Source organism: Lysinibacillus sp. FJAT-14222, from assembly GCF_001278875.1.
GTDB lineage: Bacteria > Bacillota > Bacilli > Bacillales_A > Planococcaceae > Lysinibacillus > Lysinibacillus agricola.
In genome coordinates, this window is record NZ_LIYL01000001.1 from 174,669 (window position 1) to 194,984 (window position 20,316).

The window sequence follows — 20,316 nt, forward strand, 5'->3', positions numbered from 1 at the left end:
CTAATGTTTTTTGTAACGTAAGTGAAACGTCAGTTACAGAAGTCTTCCATCTCTAAAGGTGATGAGAAGAATGCGGGGTTTAAGTTACTTTTCAGCGGATATCCAACATCCGCCGAGGCATAATTGATTTTTTCAATAATAATAGTTTGAAACGCAAAGATTAGGAGTAGTAAAAGCTCATTATTTGGTGAAGAGAGCTGCGGGATGGTGCAACGCAGTCCAATAAGACTTTGAACTTGCCTAGGAGTGGTAAGATAAATAGAATTGACAGACTATTCTATTTGTTTGACGATTAACCTTCGTTACAAGGTTTTTTAAGTAGGGTTCTTATTGAACCAATTAGAGTGGTACCGCGGTTTGCTTATGGCATATCGTCTCTTCTTTCATTTGATAATGAAGAAAGAGACGATATGCCTTTTTTGATTTTAGGAGGTAAGGAAATGGAAAAAGATAACCAGAAATTACAGAGAACAATGACCTCGCGGCATATTACGATGATGGCTTTAGGTGGTGCCATTGGTGCAGGGTTATTTAAAGGGAGCAGTGCAGCCATTGATATGGCTGGGCCATCAGTACTTTTGGCGTACTTACTAGGTGGGATTATTCTGTTATTTGTTATGCAAGGTCTTGCGGAAATGGCTGTCCGAAATAGCGAAGCCAGAACATTTAGAGATTTAGTTCAAACAATTTTAGGGAAGTATCCAGCTTATTTTCTAGATTGGATCTATTGGAAAATGTGGGTGTTAAATATTGCAGCGGAATCCATTGTTGCGGCTATTTTTATTCAATATTGGTTGCCAGATTACCCAATTTGGATACTTGCATTATCTGTTTCGGTGTTAGTTACAGCTATTAACTTGTTATCAGTGAAAGTTTTTGCTGAAACTGAATATTGGCTGGCGTTAATTAAAATTACCGTTATTGTGGTGTTCATCATAGCGGGATTAATTTTATTACTTGTTACTTTTGGAAATCATACGGCTGTTGGTTTTTCTAATTTAACGGAGCAAGGTGGTTTCTTCCCGAACGGATCAACGGGTTTAATTGCTGCAATGCTTGTAGTTATTTATTCTTATGGTGGTACTGAAATTATTGGTATTACATTGGCTGAAACGAAAAATCCTGAAAAAGTAGTGCCAAAAGCTGTTCGCAGTACATTAGTTCGTATTGTGACTTTCTATTTACTGCCTTTCTTTATTATCGTAAGCTTGATTCCTTGGAATGAGGTTAATGGGGTGCCAGAAAGTCCGTTTGTGATGGTTTTTAAAATGATTGGAATTCCTGGTGCTGATCATATTATGAACGCTGTTGTTATACTCGCCATTATTTCATCAATGAACTCGGGACTTTATGGTTCATCTCGCGTTCTATATACACAAGCTGTGGACGGGCGTGTTCCTAAAATCTTTGCACATTTGTCGAAAAGAAAAGTTCCGGTATATGCCATATTAATGTGTACGTTAGCTTTATATATGGCCGTAATATTTTCTTTATTTGCGGGAAGCAAAACCTTTGATTTCTTAATGGGTTCACTTGGATACACTGTGTTATTCATTTGGCTAATTATTGCGATTGCGCATCTGAAATCGCGTAAAAAACAGCCGGAAGAAACAAGTGCCTATGCGGTAAAATGGTTCCCTTATACAACTTGGATAGCTATTATTGCGTTAAGTGCAATCCTGATTGGTATCATTTTTACAACATCTATTATCGTAACAGGTATTACATTAGCTATTTATCTCTTTATTACGTTAACTTATGTCTATAAAGGTCGTTTTCAAGAAAATTAGGCTTCATAACAAATAAACTTAATGCCTTTTTCGACTCTTTTATCCTTGTTTTTCTTAAATTATACAAACTAGGCAGATTGTTCGCTCAAGCGAATTTATCCATGCTATACTACAAGCATAGTAAGTTTAAGGAGGATTTCAAATGGCAATTGTACATGCAACAGATGCGACTTTCCAAGATGATATTAAAGAAGGGTTAGTGCTAGTAGACTTTTGGGCTGCTTGGTGCGGACCATGTAAAATGATTGGGCCAGTTCTTGAAGAAATGGACGCTGCAGGTAGTGCGGCTAAAATTGTAAAAGTAGATGTAGATAACAACCAAGGTACGGCAGCACAATATCAAATCATGTCTATCCCATCTTTACTATTATTTAAAGATGGTGAATTAGTAGACAAAACTGTTGGCTTCCAACCAAAAGAAGCGTTAGAAGCATTTATCACTAAACATGCTTAATCTGTAAGAAAACAAGAGTCGAGCCATCTATAGATGTGCTCGGCTTTTTTTCGTTATATAATAAAGAGTAAAGCGAACGCTAGTTTTAAGAAAAGGGGGGCAGGTAGGCGATGAATGATTTAATTAAACGGAAGCTTGAAATTTTACCAGATCAGCCTGGCTGCTATTTGATGAAGGATCGGCAAGGAACAATTATTTATGTTGGGAAGGCAAAAGTGCTAAAAAATCGAGTACGCTCGTATTTTACTGGTACTCATGAAGGGAAAACACAGAGACTTGTAAGTGAAATTGAAGATTTTGAGTACATTGTGACATCCTCCAATATTGAAGCTTTAATTTTAGAGCTTAATCTTATTAAACTTCATGATCCGAAGTACAATGTTATGCTGACGGATGATAAAACGTATCCGTATCTAAAAATTACGAATGAAAAACACCCACGTCTTATTACAACACGAAAAGTGAAAAAAGATAAGGCGAAGTATTTTGGTCCATATCCAAATGCATATGCAGCAAGTGAGACGAAAAAACTGCTTGATCGTTTATATCCGCTGCGAAAATGTGTACAACTGCCTTCCAAGGTTTGTTTATATTATCATATGGGACAATGTCTAGCCCCTTGTGTGAAAGATATTGATGCTCAAATTTACCACGATATGATTGAGGATATGACGAAATTTTTAAATGGTGGAGTTGAGGCTGTCAAAAAGGAGCTAGAGGTTAAAATGCTAGCGGCTGCAGAAAATTTAGAGTTTGAGCGTGCAAAGGAATTTCGCGATCAGATTGCACATATTGATACAGTCATGCAAAAGCAAAAAATCGTATCAAGTGATACAACGAACCGCGATGTATTTGGCTATGCAGTCGAGAAAGGCTGGATGTGTGTTCAAGTTTTCTTTGTTCGCCAAGGAAAGCTTATCGAGCGAGATGTCTCGATTTTCCCAATTTATCAAGAGGCAGAAGAGGAATTTTTAACGTTCGTTGGTCGATTTTACGACAAGCTAGAGCACATTAAGCCTAAGGAAATTTTTATCCCACAATCCATTGATGCGGATATTTTAATGGAATTACTAGATGTTAGGGTGCTGACACCGAAACGTGGGCAAAAAAAAGAGCTTGTTGAATTAGCGACTAAAAATGCTGAAATTGCTGTTGCAGCAAAGTTCCAGCTTATTGAACGTCAGGAAGAACGCACAATAGGGGCATGTGAGGCACTCGGTGAAGCTATGAGCATTTCTACGCCTTTACGGATTGAAGCTTTCGATAATAGCCATATGCATGGGACAGATGCTGTATCTGCAATGGTTGTATTTATCGATGGCAAACCTGCAAAGAAGGAGTATCGAAAGTACAAAACACGTACAGCTGCTAAACATGATGATTACGGAGCAATGCAGGAAGTAATCCGTCGTCGATACACCCGTGTATTAAAAGATGGTCTACCTTTGCCAGATTTAGTACTAATTGATGGTGGGAAGGGGCAAATGGAAGTCGCGCGAGAAGTATTAGAAGATGAGCTCGGCCTTGTCATTCCAATTGCCGGATTAGCAAAAGATGAAAAGCATAATACGTCACAGCTTTTATTTGGTGATCCAGCTGAAGTAATTGCGTTAAAGCGCACAAGCGATGGATTCTACTTACTGCAACGAATTCAGGACGAAGTACACCGCTTTGCTATTACCTTCTTACGACAGCAGCACGAGAAGCATGCTATACAATCTGTCCTCGATCAAATAGAAGGCATTGGTCCAAAGCGAAAACAGCAATTACTCAAGCATTTTGGCTCTGTCAAAAAAATTCGTGAGGCAAGTGAACACGCATTACAGGAAGCCGGTATTCCTGCTAATCTAGCTAGCAATATCTATGCTTATTTTCAACAAGAGACATTGTCAAAGGATTAGACATATGCTAAGGTTGTATATAACATTGCCCCTTCAATATAGCAATGTTATATACCGTGCCTTAGTTTTTCAGTAGTTTCTACTTATTAAATTGGAAATTTCTTCACTAAGGTTCAATAAAATACTTCACTATTTAGTGATGATAGAGGTGCAAGGTTCAAGAGTAGTACATTAGAGGACGAACGAGTCCAGTGAAAATGTATGAAAGGGGAGCTTGCCGAAGTAGAGCATCGTTGTTTCCGATGCTGTGCTGGTTTTGCATTTAAGAGATGTAAGACTGTCGATTCTAAACGTTTCGGAGAGCTATCACACATGCGCAAGTTTCTTTTATTGTACATGTTATAGGCAGCTTTCACGTTATGTGATAGCTGCCTTTTTAGTTTTTCTAGAGACAACCTTTTTTCAAGGCAGTTGCCCCTACCTAAGAGGTGATGCCAATCGTATTATTTCAAGGCTTAAAACTTATTAGTTACTTTATAATCAGCGAAATGATTGAATACGAAGGAGAATGATAAAGATGGAGAAAATTGTGATGAAATTTGGTGGTGCTGCATTAGCATCAACAGAGCACATTCAAAATGTTGCGAAAAAGGCGATTGCAGAAAAGGAAAGAGGTTTTGATGTTGTCGTTGTCACTGCAGCAATGGGGAGTATGGCTAAAGAATTAGCAAAGATGGCTCGTGATTTATCAGACAATGCATCTAAGCGTGAATTAGATGCACTATTTTCAACAACCTCACATCTAACAAGTACGTTAGTGGCAATTGCTTTGCAGGAAGAAGGATATGATGCAGTGTCATTAACAGGCTGGCAAGCAGGTATTCAAACTGATGATATGTATAGCAATGCCCGCATTGATGAGATTGATGCTAGTCGAATAGAAAAGCATTTTACACAGGGGGAAATCGTAATCGTTGCAGGGGAACAGGGTATCGATAATTCACGGAATATTACGACGTTTAGTAAAGGTGGGGCGGAAACATCGGCTATAGCTATTGCAGCAAAGTTGAAGGCGGAGCGCGTAGATATTTACACGAATGTGGATGGAGTATACACAGCTGATCCAAACCATGTTGCTGGGGCACAAAAGCTAAAAGAAATTTCTTACGATGAGATGCTAGAACTATCAAACTTAGGATCACAAATTTTACACCCGCGAGCTGTAGAGTTAGCAAAGAAGTTTCAAATCCCAGTTATCATTCGGTCGAGCGAAATAGATACAGTAGGTACTTTATTGAAGGAGGAAGTTGAAATGGAGAAAAATTTAATTGTACGTGGTGTTGCCTATGAGTCAGACGTTATTCGCCTAACGGTGGGTTATGATGCTTATTCAAATGCTTCGTTAGCAGATATGTTTACAATACTTGCAGAAAATCGCATAAACGTCGATATTATCGTACAAGCAATCATTGATGGCTTAAAGCCGACTGTATCGTTTACCATTTTAAAAGAGGAGTTCGCCGATGCATTACGTGTCCTAGAAGATAGCAAATTATCACTAGGGTTTAGTTTTGCTGATTTTGAAATCGGCTTAGCAAAAGTCTCTATTATTGGCTCAGGTATGGCATCTAATCCAGGAGTTGCTGCACGTATGTTTGATCGTTTACGTCGTGAAGGTATCCTGGTAAAAATGGTAAGTACATCTGAAATAAAAGTGTCCGTTGTTGTACCTCAGGACGAAATGATTCGTGCAGCAAATGCATTACATGATGAATTTAATTTAGAACAGGCGCTTTACATATAATATTGAAGAGGATGTGTCAGTAAAAGGCACATCTTTTCATGTTGTTGAAAAACTATTATGTCAATGAAATTAAAGGGGCATATTAAATAAAGTATGGTTCTATGGCAAAACGAGGGGGTGATTTCCGTTCCGGCTGGGCGCTTTGTTGCTGTCGCTTCGCTTTCGCACAGAGCAAAGCTTCCTGGGGCGTCCGATGAGCCGCTTGGGCCAACAAGTGTTTTTTGTGCGAAAGCGCAGCGTCAGTAACAACATAAGTAGGAAGCGACTCGACCGCCTACAGTGAAGAGATTAGCCTGAGATGAAAATTAGCCTCATTTAAAGACGCACAACATTATCAAGATCTCCTTGGCCATTTGTATTTCAACACTATGAATGGGATGTGTCAATAATGGACACATCTTATTTTTGTTTACATCAATTTAATACTCTATCCAATTTTATTGTTATATAATATAATTACATGTTTTACCAAGGGGAAGGTGGGAATTTGTATGGCATTATTAGGTTTATTTCAAAAGCCAATGGATGAAAGCGTTGAGATCCACAATGATTCTGAAATACAAATATTAAAAAAGCGAATTCTGGAATTGGAACTCGAGCAGGAAAGTATCGATGTGAAAAATGCGATTTTGGACTTTGTACTAGCACATATGGAGTTAATTAATTTTCAAACAGCTTTAAAGGTTCAAAGTGTCTCAACGAGTGTAGGGGATATTTCAGCAATGAGTGAGGAAATGTCGTCAAATACAGAAGAGATGCTAGCGGTTGAGCAAAATGCTAATGCAAATATTCAAGAGATAAAACTGCATTCGATACAACTAGTAGAGGATATGGAGACATCTATTACAAAAGGAGAGATGGTTCAGGAGCTGTTAGCCAAAGGAGCTCATTCAACAGAACAGCTGAATAATGAAATGAGTAAAATGAACGATATTGGTAAAAGTGTAACAGAGATTGCTGATCAAACACAATTATTGTCCTTAAATGCCTCTATTGAAGCTGCACGTGCTGGCGAACATGGAAAGGGCTTTAATGTTGTAGCGATGGAGGTAGGGAAGTTAGCTAACAGTTCTAAAGATTCATTGCAAGAAATGACGAAGATTCGATCAGTCATCGATAAGAAATTACATAATACAAAAACAAATATCGACCAAGTTGAACATTACTTCACTGATTTTTTAAGTATCATGAAAGCCAATATTGCTAATTTGACAGTAGCAAGTAAAAATATTGAAGAGGCAGCACATGGAATTCATCAAATAACAGCCGCATCTGAAGAAAATGTAGTAGCTGTAGATCGTTTAGCGATAACAACGACAGAATTATCACATACAAGTGACTTCTCGGATATTATACAGAATCAAGTATCTGAAATGTTAAAAGCTATTGTACCAACAATTCGAAAGCCCTTAGAGCAAACGGTAGTTAGCCAATTGGCAGCAAGGTTAATGGATCATGCTAGTTTTTTGCGAAATGCTATTCAAAAGGCTGGACATAAAGAAACTTTAAAAACGCATCATCAATGTGCGTTTGGGAAATGGTATTATGGACATTTTGAGCAATATCAGAATATACCGGAGTATCGTTATATAGAACAACCTCATGAATTAGTACATACGGCCGCGCAAAAATTAGTGAATGAACTATCAATTAGTAACTTAGAAGACATGATTCAACACTCACTTAATATTTTAGAAGCATTTATTTCGTTAATAGATGTGCTTTTAAAAGAAAGACATGCTCAGCTATAAATATAAAAAGGGGTTGATTTCCGTTGCGACTGGCTTTCCAGGGGGCGTTCGATGAGCCGCTTCGCTCGCTGCAGGGTCTCGGGCCAATACGATGTTGGTCACGAAGGCGTTATCACAGGATGTGATGGTTTTAGCCTTCGTTCCTCTATTGCTAATCCCCAAGGAGTCGCCCAGTCGTAACGAAGATCAACTATTTTACATAGCATGTACCTTCTAGCATGTCCCTCTAATTTATAGCGATAAAGCAACAAATGTTTTCTGTGCGAAAGCAAAGCGACAGCAACAAATGTTTTCTGTGCGAAAGCGTAGTGCATACGTAGTGGCAGCAACAACAAATGTTTTCTACACGAAAACGAAGTGGCAGTGGCAACAAGTGTACAATCGCGTCACTGTTATAAGTCTTTTCTGTTCGATTATGGTGAATAGCCATAGTGTTAGTTCTACGCTATCGTTGATTGGAGTGGAAGGCTACTCGAGTGCTCCTGTCGCTTCGCTTTCGTCGCAGAGCAAAGCTTCCCGCAATGAAAGCGAGTAGCCTGGAACGGAAACCAACCTCATCTAAAGCGCCACAACATACTCAAAAATTTCCATGACCATTTTGTTTTTCAACATTAGAAAAGGATTGTCATCCATAAATTTGGAACGACAATCCTTTTCATTTTATTCAGAAGGAACAGTATTCATAATTCGTTCTTTGACGTCCCATTTCACTGTAAACATAACGTTCTGTTGCTTTTCACGTTTTTCATCATAGCATTCTGTTAAATAACCTTTTGCTTGTTGAATTTGCTCAGCTATAAATCCTGCTTCAAGTCTAAAGCTACGAAGACCGATTTGTAACAGTTCTGGATCATTTGTCAACTGGAATATACGTCCATCCTTCGATTCTTTGATAAGCTCTAAATTACCCCAACAGGCATCTGCGAAAAATGCGATAAGTTCATCTTGACTTTTACATGGGAACTTCCGTGCTAGGTCTTTTCCTGCCCAATAAAGGACATCACCTTCATGTTTACCAAGAATGGAAGATAAAATATAATCGCGAATTATCTCATAGCCAAATGCTGAGATTGTAGGAGATGGAGTGTTTAACATTGAAATCCTTCTTTCTTAGAATTTTCTTAAAATTTAACGCTTATAAAGTAAAGATAGGTTTTTCGAGAAAAAACGATGCGTCATGTACTAGATTCTTTCTTTAATAAGGATTGCGAAAAACTCCTAGTTGCCTTGACGCTCGTAGCTCTTGAGAGTACAATAAACATGTCATAATATTGTACCATGATGAAATACACAGTCAATGAAGTATCAGTTACAAAATGATGACTTCTTTTGTTGTGCTATTTTAAGTACTAAGGGGGGTAACAGTCTTGTCGAAAGATCGAGAGTTTTTATGGCGTCGCTTACATTCTCTACTTGGTATCATTCCAGTAGGTCTGTTTTTAACGATGCACCTGTTCATTAACTTTACAGCAACAGGCGGAGCAGAAAGTTACAACGATGCTACCGCAGTAATGGAAAAGATTCCATTCCTTATCCTAGTTGAATGGATTGTCATCTATATTCCATTAATGTTCCACGCATTTTATGGTGTCTACATTGCATTCACTGCTACACCAAATACAGGACGTTTCAGCACATACCGTAACTGGATGTACTCATTACAACGTTTCACTGGTGTATTCTTAGTGATCTTCATTGCATGGCATATTTTCCAAACTCGTATTCAAAAAGCGCTTGGTACAGAAGTTGATTACGACATGATGGCAGATATCGTTTCTAATCCATTCATGCTTGGATTCTACATTGTTGGTATTATATCAGCAACTTTCCACTTATCAAACGGTTTATGGGCATTCCTAGTAAGCTGGGGTATTACACAATCTCCTCAGTCTCAAAAGATTGCTACTTATGTAACAAACATTATTTTCGTAATTCTAAGTGTAGTTGGTGTGGCTGCTATTTTAGCTTTCGTATAATTTAATAGAAGCTACTATAGAGCGCATGCAATCATTGCAATTTTTTAAGAGGAGTGAGAAATAATCATGGCGAAAAGCAAAGTAATTGTTGTCGGCGGCGGTCTAGCTGGTCTGATGGCAACGATTAAAGCAGCTGAAGTTGGCACTGAAGTTGATTTATTCTCATTAGTTCCTGTAAAACGCTCACACTCTGTATGTGCGCAGGGCGGAATTAATGGTGCGGTAAATACAAAAGGTGAAGGGGATTCTCCTTGGATCCACTTTGATGATACAGTATACGGTGGGGACTTCTTAGCGAACCAACCACCAGTTAAGGGTATGTGTGATGCAGCCCCTGGAATTATTCACTTAATGGACCGTATGGGGGTAATGTTCAACCGTACACCAGAAGGTCTTCTTGACTTCCGTCGTTTCGGTGGTACTTTAATGCACCGTACAGCCTTCTCTGGTGCAACAACTGGTCAGCAATTACTATACGCACTAGACGAGCAAGTTCGTTCTCACGAAGTAGCTGGTTTAGTGAACAAATATGAGCACTGGGAATTCCTTGGTGCAGTAGTCGATCCTGACGGCGTTTGTCGTGGTATCGTAGCGCAAGATATGCGTACAGAAGAAATCAAATCATTCCGTGCAGACGCTGTTATTATGGCGACTGGTGGCCCTGGTATTATCTTCGGTAAAACAACAAACTCTGTTATTAATACAGGTTCTGCTGCTTCTATCGTTTACCAACAAGGTGCCTCATACGCGAATGGTGAGTTCATCCAAATTCACCCAACAGCGATTCCTGGAGATGACAAAAACCGTCTAATGTCAGAATCAGCTCGTGGTGAAGGTGGCCGTATTTGGACGTATAAAGACGGTAAGCCTTGGTACTTCTTAGAAGAGAAATACCCTGCATATGGTAACTTAGTACCACGTGATATTGCAACACGTGAAATTTTCGACGTTTGTGTAAACCAAAAACTTGGTATCAACGGCGAAAACATGGTATACCTAGATCTTTCTCATAAAGATCCACACGAATTAGACGTTAAACTAGGTGGTATCATCGAGATCTACGAAAAATTCGTAGGGGATGACCCACGTAAATTACCAATGAAAATCTTCCCGGCAGTTCACTACTCAATGGGTGGATTATGGGTTGACTACAACCAAATGACTGAAATTCCTGGTCTATTTGCAGCAGGTGAATGTGATTATTCTCAACATGGTGCAAACCGTCTTGGTGCGAACTCATTATTATCTGCTATCTATGGCGGTATGGTTGCTGGACCAAACGCTGTAGATTACGTTAAACATCTTAAAAAGCATGCTGAAGATCTTCCACAAGAAGTATTCGATGCTCGCGTTAAAGAAGAACAAGCTAAATGGGATGCTATCATGAAAATGGATGGCACAGAAAACGCTTACTTACTTCATAAAGAGCTTGGTGAAATGATGACTGCTACTATGACAGTAGTACGTTACAACGACCAACTTGAAGATACATTTAACAAACTTGAGGAATTCCAAAAACGTTGGGAAAACATTAACATCAACGATACACAAAAATGGAGTAACCAAGGTGCTCACTTTACGCGTCAGTTGAAAAATATGATTTATCTAGCGAAAGTAATGACAAAAGGTGCATTATTACGTAACGAATCTCGTGGTGCACACTACAAGCCAGATTTCCCGAACCGTGATGATGAGAACTTCTTAAAAACAACAATAGCGAAGTTTGACCCAACTACTGGTAATCCAGTCATCACGTATCAAGAAGTCGACGTTTCATTAATTCCACCACGTAAACGTGATTACTCTGCGAAAGGAGACTAAGAATTATGAATATCGCAGCTAATACTGGAAGAATGGTAAAAGTTGAAATTTTACGTCAAGATACAAAAGGCGGCAATGGCTACTGGCAAAAATTCCAAGTGCCTTACCGTCATGGTATGAACGTAATTTCTATTTTAATGGAAATTCAAAAAAATCCTGTTACTGAAAATGGTGAAAACACTACTCCAGTAGCATGGGATATGAACTGTCTTGAAGAAGTTTGTGGTGCATGTTCAATGGTTATCAATGGCCGCCCACGTCAATCATGTTCAACTCTTGTTGACCAATTGACTGAGCCAGTTAAACTTGAGCCTATGAAAACTTTCCCAGTTATTCGTGACTTACAAGTTGACCGTGAACGTATGTTCAATGCACTTAAAAAAGTTAAAGCATGGGTTCCAATCGATGGTACTTATGATTTAGGTGAGGGTCCACGTATGCCAGAAGGTAAACGTCAATGGGCTTATGAATTATCTAAATGTATGACTTGTGGTGTATGTATGGAAGCATGTCCAAACGTGTCTGAGAAAGCTTCATTCATCGGGCCAGCACCATTATCACAAGTACGTCTATTCAACACTCACCCAACTGGTGCAATGATTAAAGACGAACGTTTAAATGCAATCATGGGTGATGGAGGCCTTGCAAACTGCGGTAACTCACAAAACTGTGTAGCTGCTTGTCCAAAAGGTATTCCTTTAACAACATCTATCGCATCATTAAACCGTGCAACTTCAGTGCAAATGTTCCGTAACTTCTTCGGTTCTGACCACTACGTTGACTAATAGTACAAGCTTTACTCCCAAACTCCCTTACACTAACTGTGTGAGGGAGTTTTTTCTATATAATGTATTGAATAATTTAGGGAGTGCTCAATTAAGGCTCCATACTAAAATCTGTTCTTGAAAGTAGGTTGGTATGAAAGCTTATGAAGCGAAGTATGAGCGACAAGGGCTCAGACCACGCCCGCGGGAAGCGTCCTATCTGAATGAAATATGTAGTCAAGTACATATTTTGCTGAAGAGCCAAGATTAATAAACTAAAAGAAGTATTGTGCTTTCAATACAGCTTAAAAAGAGCCTATTACTCAAAAGAATTGGAATAGTTGAGTGATATGAAAAACAAGGGAATTTGTAAATAAATCGAGTGAAAGCCTGTATTTTCTATGATAATATAGTATTTTCCTTTATAATGAATATGTATTCATTAATGACTCGCGAATTCCGTATGTAGTTTTAGGAAGAAGCGAATGAAAATTAGGGGGATGGCTAAGATGAAAGCAACTTATATCGGAGATTTTCACGAATGGACAAAGGATTTTTTATTTTATATTGAGGTACGTGTACGTTTTTCAGAAACGGATATGTATGGTCATATGAACAATACAGTTAGCTTTACATATTTTGAACAGGCACGAATCGATTATTTCCGCCATTTAGGAATTCTAATGCCACCAGCAATTGATGAAAATGTTGATGGAATTCCGATAGTAGCCGACTTACAGTGCGATTACGTGAAGCAGGTTTTCTTTGATGATGTACTAAGAATTTATACGAAGATAGCGAAAGTAGGAAATTCATCGATGGATATTCATTACTTAGCGAAAAATCAAAACGATGAGGTTTGCTTTACTGGCCGTGGCACGATTGTGCAAATGGACCCTCGAACTGGGAGAAGTGTACCTTTATCTGAAGAAGCGAAGAATCACTTAGCAAACCTGGTGTTCATATAGTATTGGAAATAGAGTGCGAAAGTTATTTGTGCTGTAACAAAATTAGTGACAGTGATTTTTTTCGGCATGATTGTGGAAAGATTTCTCGGCGAAGTGAATGTAAACAATGATTTCGACAGTTGAAATTGCATTTTTACATAAAATTCATTAATTTATGGAAGCAATTTCCGAATTTATTAAGGAAACACGTGATATTCATGAAATTAGCCGTCACCGCTCCTCATTCCTTAACATAAGTTACAATACGTGCGGGGGAGGAGGGTGTAACTGAAAATGAATGGCTCTCATCATCGTTCTCTGTTAACGAACCGAGAACGTGAAATATTTGCGCTTTTATTAGCTGAAAAAACAACGAGGGATATTGCAGAGCAACTTGGTATTAGTGAAAAAACAGTGCGAAATCACATTTCCAATACAATTCAAAAGTTAGGTGTAACTAATCGATCTCAGGCGTTAATTGAGCTGTTACGCTTGGAAGAATTCAAATTAGACTAAATGGACACTTGCTATTTCAGAAAAAAAACGACAAAATAGAACTATTCAACGTATTTTTAGGAGTGAAATAGTTATATGTCGGATGAAGTAACAAAGCACTCACCTGAAACCGTTGCAACGGTTGAAAAGGAATTACGCTATATAGCGGCGATTGTGAAGCAAAAAGGAAGAGAGATTGTTTCACAATATGCGATTACGCCGCCACAATTTGTTGCATTACAGTGGTTAGAAGAGCTTGGAGATATAACAATTGGCGACTTGTCAAACCGATTATACTTAGCTTTTAGTACAACAACAGATTTAGTGGACCGCATGGAGAAAAATGAATTAGTCAAGCGTGTGCGTGACGAAAATGATCGTCGTGTCGTTGTTGTTCATCTTCTCGAGAAGGGCGAACGTATTATTCAAGAGGTTATTGAAAAAAGACAGCAATATTTGCAAGAGAAGCTTGTTGGTTTTAACGAACAAGAAGTCGCGCAATTATCAAGCTATTTAGAAAAACTACATGTACACATGAAACAGGATTGAGGCGGAAAGTATGAATGCCCCGATAGGCGTTATTGATTCAGGAGTAGGCGGTTTAACCGTAGCAAAAGAAATAATGAAGCGATTACCAAACGAAACGATTTATTATATTGGTGATACAGCAAGATGTCCATATGGTCCGAGAACTCGTCAAGAAGTACGAAATTTCACTTGGCAAATGGCAAAAGCACTAGAAAAAATGAATATCAAGATGCTCGTCATTGCTTGTAATACAGCGACTGCAGTAGCACTCGAAAGTTTACAAAGAAATATGCCTTTTCCGGTACTAGGCGTTATTAATGCTGGCGCACGTGCAGCTGTAAAGAAAACGAAGCGACATGAAGTCGTTGTGCTTGCAACAGAAGGAACAATTAGAAGTGGGGCGTATGAGGAAGCCTTACTGTCACTGAATACGTCAACACATATTATTCCATTGGCTTGTCCAACATTCGTACCACTTGTAGAAAGTGGCGAATATAAAGGTGAATTTGCAAATAAATTAATTGCAGAAGGCTTAGAGCCGTTGAATAATGAACAATTTGATACGGTCATACTAGGATGTACGCATTATCCAATACTGCAAAAACATATTGAAGCTGTTGTTGGAGAAAATGTTTTTGTGTTGTCTTCAGCAGAGGAAACAGCAAAGGATGTTCAAGAAATGCTTGCATATAATGGCACTTTGGCTGACCCAGACGCAGTGCCTGCTCATAGATTTTATGCAACTGGCTCTGTTCCAATTTTCCGTTCAATAGCTGAAAATTGGCTTGAGCAAGGTACTCTCAATATAAAACGTATTACATTAAAATAAAAAATCAGCTTAGCTATTGGCTAGGCTGATTTTTGCCGTTTTTAGCATTATTCATAACAGACCGAGCACTTTTTTGAAGGTTAAAATTATGTTAAGATGAGTGCGCGAAAGTTTTTAGGAGGAACGAAAAATGATGACAAGATTTGATGGAAGAAATGTAGATGCACTGCGTCCCGTGAAAATAGATAGTGAGTATCTATTGCACCCAGAAGGCTCAGTTTTAATTCAAGTAGGCAATACAAAAGTAATTTGTACGGCAACGATTGAGGATAAGGTTCCTGGTTTTTTACGTGGACAAGGCAAAGGTTGGATCACTGCAGAATACTCGATGCTACCTCGTGCAACAGCACAGCGTACAGCACGCGAATCATCTCGTGGCAAAGTCAATGGCCGTACAATGGAAATCCAACGTTTAATTGGCCGTGCATTACGTGCTGTCGTTGACCTAGAAGCACTTGGTGAGCGTACTGTATGGATTGATTGTGATGTGATTCAAGCAGATGGAGGCACACGTACAGCCTCTATTACAGGAGCTTTTGTAGCGATGACACAGGCAATTGCCAAACTTGCAGAAGAAAAACAACTAAAAAAATTCCCAGTGACAGACTATTTAGCTGCAACAAGTGTTGGAATTGTAGAGGATCAGGGGGCAATTTTAGACTTAAACTACGTTGAAGATGTCGCTGCTGCCGTAGATATGAATATCGTCATGACAGGAGCAGGTCAATTTGTTGAACTGCAAGGGACAGGCGAAGAAGCAACTTTTTCTCGTGAAGAATTAAATGAACTACTGGCGTTAGGTGAACAGGGTATTCAACAATTGATTGCACTTCAAAAAGAGACACTAGGTGAATTGGCTAACAAAGTGGGAGGAATTGAATAACATGAAACAAGTAGTCATTGCAACTAAAAATAAAGGGAAAGCAAAAGATTTCGAAGCATTATTTGGACCACTTGGCTATGAAGTAGTAACGATGTTTGATGTTGCCCCAGAGATGGAGATTGAAGAAACAGGCACTACCTTTGAGGAAAATGCAATCTTAAAGGCGGAAACATTAGCAAAAGAACTTGGCACAATTGTTATTGCTGATGATAGTGGCTTAGCAGTTGACGCATTGAATGGTGAGCCAGGTGTTTATTCTGCACGTTATGCTGGTGATCATGATGATGATGCAAATATGGTTAAGCTGTTAGAAAACCTAAAAAATGTCGAAGAAGAAAAACGTACAGCACGCTTCTGCTGTTGCATCGCTATTGCAGGTCCTGACTTTGAAACGACAACTGTTTTTGGTACTTGTGAAGGTGTCATTGCACACGAAAAACGTGGTTCAAATGGATTTGGTTATGATCCAGTTTTCTTTGTCCCAAGCTTAAACCGTATGATGGCTGAGCTAACAGCCGATGAAAAGGGAGCAATTTCCCACCGCGGGAATGCAATTCGTAAGTTGAAGGAACAATTGCCAAATCTTATAAAATAAGAGGTGATATCCATGCAATTACTGGTCATGAGTGATACACATGGCGATAGTAATGTGATTGAAAAAGTTCGTAGCTTTTACCCAAACGTCGATGCTTTGATTCATTGTGGAGATAGTGAGCTTCCTTTCTCCCATAAAGCATTGGAGGGCATGAAGAAAGTAAGAGGAAATTGTGACATCGATAAAGCCTACCCTGATGAAGTAGTATTTGATTTAGAGGACGCTACAATCTTTGTCACACATGGTCATTTATTCAATGTTAAAACTTCAATCTTGTCATTATCATATCGTGCCAAAGAGGTAGACGCGCAAATTGCGTGCTTTGGTCACTCGCATATTCTTGGTGCTGAAATGATTAATGATGTGTTATTTTTAAATCCTGGGAGCTTATTAAAACCACGTGGTCGTAAAGAAAAAAGCTTTGCCCTTGTAGAGATTGAAGATACGTATTTTGAAGTAAATTTCTTAACGGATGATAATCACTTTATTTCCACTCACAAGTTTATGCGAAAATGATGTAACAAAAACGCTTAAGTTTTTAGAAACTCAAAGCGTTTTTGTTTTATATAAATGTAAAAAGACTGTATGGTAAAAATGGCTATGAATTGTTTTTGATTAAGGAGAAAAAATAAAGATAAACGTAACAAAGGAGAAAACATGGAAAATACAATTGGATGGAATTTTGATAATAGCTATGCCCGCCTCCCAAGCATTTTTTTTACATCACTCACTTTAAATCCCGTTCTCTCACCAAAATTGATCATGCTAAATGAACCAGTCGCAAAGTCGCTTGGATTAAACATCAATGCTCTGCAAAGCGAAGAAGCGACAGCAATATTTGCGGGTAACAATAGCCCAGCTGGTGGCACGCCCATTGCACAAGCTTACGCAGGGCATCAATTTGGTCATTTTAATATGCTAGGAGACGGAAGAGCACTGTTACTAGGTGAACAAATAACACCAAATCATGAACGGTTTGATATCGCGCTTAAAGGCTCAGGAAGAACCCCTTATTCCCGTGGTGGAGATGGCAGAGCATCACTTGGTCCAATGCTACGTGAATATATTATTAGTGAAGCCATGCATGCACTCAACATTCCAACCTCTCGAAGTTTAGCTGTCGTGACTACAGGTGAAACTATCATCCGCGAAACCGAACTTCCAGGTGCTATTTTAACTCGTATTGCAAGCAGTCATTTGCGAGTTGGAACTTTCCAATATGCAGCAAACTGGGGCACTGAGGAGGAGCTAAAAGCTTTGGCAGATTATGCTTTGGAACGTCATTTTCCAAATGCTAATGAAGCTCAAAATCGTTATCTATCTCTACTTCAGGAAGTCATTAAGAAACAGGCGTCTCTTATTGCAAAATGGCAGCTAATCGGTTTTATTCATGGTGTCATGAACACAGATAATATGACCATTAGTGGTGAGACGATTGATTATGGCCCTTGCGCTTTCATGGATGCTTATGATCCAGCGACAGTATTTAGCTCTATTGATCGACAAGGTCGTTATGCTTACGGTAACCAGCCTAATATCGGAGGGTGGAATTTAACACGACTTGCTGAATCATTATTGCCGTTAATCCATGAAGATCAGGAAGACGCCATAAACATAGCTCAAGAGGCACTACAACAATATCCTCAGTTGTATTATGCAAATTGGTTAGCAGGTATGCGAGCAAAGCTTGGGATGTTTAATGATGAAGAACAGGATACAGAACTAATTGAAGAGCTCCTAAAGTTAATGCAGCAATATCAGGCAGACTATACGAACACATTTATCGCATTAACCTTCGATAAATTTGATGAATCAACGTTATTTAGTACAAAAGAATTTAAAGAATGGCATAAAAAATGGCTTGCAAGACTAGAAAGACAACAGGAAACAAAAGACATGTCTCAACAATTAATGCGAGATCAAAATCCAGCCGTAATTCCACGAAATCACCGTGTAGAAGAAGCATTAGAGGCTGCTGTTGAGCATGGAGACTACAGTGTAATGGAGCGATTACTGAATGCCCTTGCTCATCCTTTTGCACATACTAAGAAGCAGCTGGACTATGCGACATTACCAACACCATCTAATCAACCATATCGAACTTTTTGCGGCACATAAGTTGAAAAGCATAAGGGCAAAGGAAACCTTTGTGAATGTTGAGGCGCTATAATCGAGGGTGATTTCCGTTCCAGGCTACTTGCTTTCCTATGGGCGAGCGTCGAGCGATTTCTCCACTTTTGTTGCTTTCGCACAGAAATCGTTTTGCCGAAGAGCCATACTTTAATATGACACTTTATTTCATTGACGTAATAGTTTTTCACTAACATGAAAGCGAAGGATATTTTCTTCGTTTTTTATTTTTATAAAAGTTGTCACTACACAAATTCCTGAGCATACGCTATGTATGAATATAAATGAAGGAGAATGTGTAAAGTGCATAAGTATTCAAAAGGTTGGTTCGTCAAGCAGCTTCGAGATCATGGTGTTTTGGTGCATCCACAATATAAAAGTCATTTAGGCAATTATAAAGAATCCGAATTGCGCAATTTATATTACCGATATGTTGAAAAGGATACATTAGATTCAGAACAAAAATAGTCATTTTCGTTTGAATAACTCCTTTGTAGGAAAGAATTTAACTACAGAGAGGAGTTATTTTATGTGGAGCAAACCGTGGATTATGACGCAAATATGGCAAGATGTGTTGTTTCTACATTGGCCAGTATCACCGAAGGAGTTAGAGCAGTATATCCCGCAAGAGTTGCAACTAGATCTCTATGAAAATAAGGCTTGGCTTAGTGTTGTCCTTTTTAAAGTAAAAGGACAACGATTGAAATTTCTACCACCATTGCCTGGGATAGATTCCTATTTCCAGCTTAATGTCCGTACATATGTTACATATAGCGGCATGAAAGGTATCTATTTCTTTAACTTAGATGTTACGAATCGTTTTATTGTACAAATAGCTACAAAGGGCAGTCTATTATATCGCCATTCAAAAATATCTTTAAAACAAAAAGGAAACAATTTTTCTTTTACAAGTTTATATCATGGAGCACTGGATGAAAGGTTGAAGATTTCATATCAACCGATTGCAAGTGAAATAATTAGTTCTCCCTTTGAAAAATGGTTAGTGGAACGCTATCATTCTTGGTCAAAATGGAAGAATGCCTTATCTCGTATAGATATAAGCCATATGCCATGGCAGCTGCAACGGGTCCACATTAACATTGCAAGCAACACACTAGCTCCATTTGTGAAGGAATCTATACAAGGTATTCAACCTATTGCTCATTATTCAAAGAGTAAAAAAGCTAGAATTTTTCCGCCAGTAGTGGAAACCAGATTCAAAAAATCTTAGTGAATCTGGTTTACTTTTGTTCATTGATCCTCCCTTAAATTTGTTTGAATCATATCATTCCATTCATCCGATGTTACGTCATAAAGAGATTTATGTTGAAATTTTCCCACATTATTAATTAAAATATGGATAGTACCAAAATGATCAATTGCTTTTTCCTTTAAAGAAACATTTTCTTGTTCTTACGTAACATCTATTTGAACAAAAAATGCAGATAGGCCCTTTCCTAGAAAATCCTATTCCTAATAGTTGACCTAATTTAATATTTACATCGTCAATTACAACAATGGCACTATTTCGTGCATACGCGATCACAATACCTTTGCCAATCACTTGTGATTAACAAAAATAGAGGTTGAGAAGGGACATAATGGGATACAGGAAATCATATAATATTAATTATGAGGCAAACCTTGCCTTCATAGTAAAATTCATGTTGACATTATGGTATAAAGAACATATAATAAATATTGTCTT

At 38.5% G+C, this 20,316-nt stretch carries 19 protein-coding genes, 1 riboswitch and 1 other annotated feature; of the genes, 18 read left to right on the plus strand and 1 reads right to left on the minus strand.

The window, feature by feature from the left end; all coding sequences use genetic code 11:
• The first annotated feature begins 147 nt into the window (after positions 1-147).
• Positions 148-382, plus strand: a binding site (T-box leader).
• A gap of 58 nt (positions 383-440) precedes the next feature.
• The 5 genes from AN161_RS00680 to AN161_RS00700 all read left to right on the plus strand — a co-directional run bounded on the left by AN161_RS00680 (position 441) and on the right by AN161_RS00700 (position 7,640).
• Positions 441-1,790 (plus strand): amino acid permease, encoded by a 1,350-nt coding sequence (locus AN161_RS00680; RefSeq protein ID WP_053592450.1) that lies wholly within the window; start codon positions 441-443, stop codon positions 1,788-1,790.
• 142 nt (positions 1,791-1,932) lie between these two features.
• Complete coding sequence (trxA, locus tag AN161_RS00685) at positions 1,933-2,244, plus strand: thioredoxin (protein ID WP_053592451.1); 312 nt, start codon at positions 1,933-1,935, stop codon at positions 2,242-2,244.
• A gap of 110 nt (positions 2,245-2,354) precedes the next feature.
• Positions 2,355-4,145, plus strand: coding sequence for an excinuclease ABC subunit UvrC (gene uvrC, locus AN161_RS00690; RefSeq protein ID WP_053592452.1), 1,791 nt, complete (start codon positions 2,355-2,357; stop codon positions 4,143-4,145).
• 135 nt (positions 4,146-4,280) lie between these two features.
• A riboswitch (Lysine riboswitch) is annotated at positions 4,281-4,459 on the plus strand.
• Positions 4,460-4,662: 203 nt separating this feature from the next.
• Positions 4,663-5,889, plus strand: coding sequence for an aspartate kinase (locus AN161_RS00695; RefSeq protein ID WP_053592453.1), 1,227 nt, complete (start codon positions 4,663-4,665; stop codon positions 5,887-5,889).
• 491 nt (positions 5,890-6,380) lie between these two features.
• A complete protein-coding gene (locus tag AN161_RS00700; protein ID WP_053592454.1) occupies positions 6,381-7,640 on the plus strand; it encodes a methyl-accepting chemotaxis protein in 1,260 nt (419 codons plus the stop codon).
• 660 nt (positions 7,641-8,300) lie between these two features.
• On the opposite strand, the gene AN161_RS00705 is transcribed toward AN161_RS00700, so the two are convergent.
• Positions 8,301-8,735 (minus strand): YslB family protein, encoded by a 435-nt coding sequence (locus tag AN161_RS00705; protein WP_053592455.1) that lies wholly within the window; start codon positions 8,733-8,735, stop codon positions 8,301-8,303.
• 272 nt (positions 8,736-9,007) lie between these two features.
• Here AN161_RS00705 and AN161_RS00710 point away from each other — a divergent pair, with 272 nt between their 5' ends.
• From AN161_RS00710 to AN161_RS00765, 13 genes are all read left to right on the plus strand, one after another.
• Positions 9,008-9,616, plus strand: a complete 609-nt coding sequence (locus AN161_RS00710) for a succinate dehydrogenase cytochrome b558 subunit (RefSeq protein ID WP_053592456.1) — start codon at positions 9,008-9,010, stop codon at positions 9,614-9,616.
• 66 nt (positions 9,617-9,682) lie between these two features.
• Positions 9,683-11,437, plus strand: coding sequence for a succinate dehydrogenase flavoprotein subunit (gene sdhA / locus AN161_RS00715; RefSeq protein WP_053592457.1), 1,755 nt, complete (start codon positions 9,683-9,685; stop codon positions 11,435-11,437).
• A 5-nt stretch (positions 11,438-11,442) separates the two neighbouring features.
• Complete coding sequence (gene sdhB / locus AN161_RS00720) at positions 11,443-12,222, plus strand: succinate dehydrogenase iron-sulfur subunit (RefSeq protein WP_053592458.1); 780 nt, start codon at positions 11,443-11,445, stop codon at positions 12,220-12,222.
• A 488-nt stretch (positions 12,223-12,710) separates the two neighbouring features.
• On the plus strand, positions 12,711-13,169 hold the full coding sequence (locus AN161_RS00725; protein ID WP_053592459.1) for a thioesterase family protein: 459 nt from the start codon (positions 12,711-12,713) through the stop codon (positions 13,167-13,169).
• Between the two features lie 273 nt (positions 13,170-13,442).
• Positions 13,443-13,664 (plus strand): LuxR C-terminal-related transcriptional regulator, encoded by a 222-nt coding sequence (locus tag AN161_RS00730; protein ID WP_004226437.1) that lies wholly within the window; start codon positions 13,443-13,445, stop codon positions 13,662-13,664.
• A 75-nt stretch (positions 13,665-13,739) separates the two neighbouring features.
• Positions 13,740-14,192 carry a MarR family transcriptional regulator gene (locus tag AN161_RS00735; protein WP_053484913.1) on the plus strand — a complete coding sequence of 151 codons (453 nt, stop codon included), beginning with the start codon at positions 13,740-13,742 and terminating at the stop codon, positions 14,190-14,192.
• Positions 14,193-14,202: 10 nt separating this feature from the next.
• Positions 14,203-15,000: a glutamate racemase gene (gene racE, locus AN161_RS00740; RefSeq protein ID WP_053592460.1), complete on the plus strand. Its 798-nt coding sequence runs from the start codon at positions 14,203-14,205 to the stop codon at positions 14,998-15,000.
• Between the two features lie 133 nt (positions 15,001-15,133).
• Complete coding sequence (rph, locus tag AN161_RS00745; RefSeq protein WP_053592481.1) at positions 15,134-15,883, plus strand: ribonuclease PH; 750 nt, start codon at positions 15,134-15,136, stop codon at positions 15,881-15,883.
• 1 nt (position 15,884) lies between these two features.
• On the plus strand, positions 15,885-16,478 hold the full coding sequence (locus tag AN161_RS00750) for an XTP/dITP diphosphatase (protein WP_053592461.1): 594 nt from the start codon (positions 15,885-15,887) through the stop codon (positions 16,476-16,478).
• A 12-nt stretch (positions 16,479-16,490) separates the two neighbouring features.
• The gene (locus AN161_RS00755; RefSeq protein WP_053592462.1) at positions 16,491-16,994 is read left to right on the plus strand and encodes a metallophosphoesterase; all 504 of its coding nucleotides are present in this window, start codon (positions 16,491-16,493) and stop codon (positions 16,992-16,994) included.
• Positions 16,995-17,135: 141 nt separating this feature from the next.
• On the plus strand, positions 17,136-18,596 hold the full coding sequence (locus AN161_RS00760) for a protein adenylyltransferase SelO (protein ID WP_053592463.1): 1,461 nt from the start codon (positions 17,136-17,138) through the stop codon (positions 18,594-18,596).
• A 306-nt stretch (positions 18,597-18,902) separates the two neighbouring features.
• Positions 18,903-19,076, plus strand: a complete 174-nt coding sequence (locus AN161_RS27180; RefSeq protein WP_198926824.1) for a DUF2639 domain-containing protein — start codon at positions 18,903-18,905, stop codon at positions 19,074-19,076.
• 61 nt (positions 19,077-19,137) lie between these two features.
• A complete protein-coding gene (locus AN161_RS00765) occupies positions 19,138-19,839 on the plus strand; it encodes a DUF2071 domain-containing protein (RefSeq protein ID WP_053592464.1) in 702 nt (233 codons plus the stop codon).
• Positions 19,840-20,316: the final 477 nt, after the last annotated feature.

Bases quoted from the DNA above. Each gene is read 5' to 3' on its own strand.
- AN161_RS00680 (WP_053592450.1), top strand. From the start codon at position 441: ATGGAAAAAGATAACCAGAAATTACAGAGAACAATGACCTCGCGGCAT.
- trxA (WP_053592451.1), top strand. From the start codon at position 1,933: ATGGCAATTGTACATGCAACAGATGCGACTTTCCAAGATGATATTAAA.
- uvrC (WP_053592452.1), top strand. From the start codon at position 2,355: ATGAATGATTTAATTAAACGGAAGCTTGAAATTTTACCAGATCAGCCT.
- AN161_RS00695 (WP_053592453.1), top strand. From the start codon at position 4,663: ATGGAGAAAATTGTGATGAAATTTGGTGGTGCTGCATTAGCATCAACA.
- AN161_RS00700 (WP_053592454.1), top strand. From the start codon at position 6,381: ATGGCATTATTAGGTTTATTTCAAAAGCCAATGGATGAAAGCGTTGAG.
- AN161_RS00705 (WP_053592455.1), bottom strand. From the start codon at position 8,735: ATGTTAAACACTCCATCTCCTACAATCTCAGCATTTGGCTATGAGATA.
- sdhA (WP_053592457.1), top strand. From the start codon at position 9,683: ATGGCGAAAAGCAAAGTAATTGTTGTCGGCGGCGGTCTAGCTGGTCTG.
- sdhB (WP_053592458.1), top strand. From the start codon at position 11,443: ATGAATATCGCAGCTAATACTGGAAGAATGGTAAAAGTTGAAATTTTA.
- AN161_RS00725 (WP_053592459.1), top strand. From the start codon at position 12,711: ATGAAAGCAACTTATATCGGAGATTTTCACGAATGGACAAAGGATTTT.
- AN161_RS00730 (WP_004226437.1), top strand. From the start codon at position 13,443: ATGAATGGCTCTCATCATCGTTCTCTGTTAACGAACCGAGAACGTGAA.
- AN161_RS00735 (WP_053484913.1), top strand. From the start codon at position 13,740: ATGTCGGATGAAGTAACAAAGCACTCACCTGAAACCGTTGCAACGGTT.
- racE (WP_053592460.1), top strand. From the start codon at position 14,203: ATGAATGCCCCGATAGGCGTTATTGATTCAGGAGTAGGCGGTTTAACC.
- rph (WP_053592481.1), top strand. From the start codon at position 15,134: ATGACAAGATTTGATGGAAGAAATGTAGATGCACTGCGTCCCGTGAAA.
- AN161_RS00750 (WP_053592461.1), top strand. From the start codon at position 15,885: ATGAAACAAGTAGTCATTGCAACTAAAAATAAAGGGAAAGCAAAAGAT.
- AN161_RS00755 (WP_053592462.1), top strand. From the start codon at position 16,491: ATGCAATTACTGGTCATGAGTGATACACATGGCGATAGTAATGTGATT.
- AN161_RS00760 (WP_053592463.1), top strand. From the start codon at position 17,136: ATGGAAAATACAATTGGATGGAATTTTGATAATAGCTATGCCCGCCTC.
- AN161_RS27180 (WP_198926824.1), top strand. From the start codon at position 18,903: ATGTGTAAAGTGCATAAGTATTCAAAAGGTTGGTTCGTCAAGCAGCTT.
- AN161_RS00765 (WP_053592464.1), top strand. From the start codon at position 19,138: ATGTGGAGCAAACCGTGGATTATGACGCAAATATGGCAAGATGTGTTG.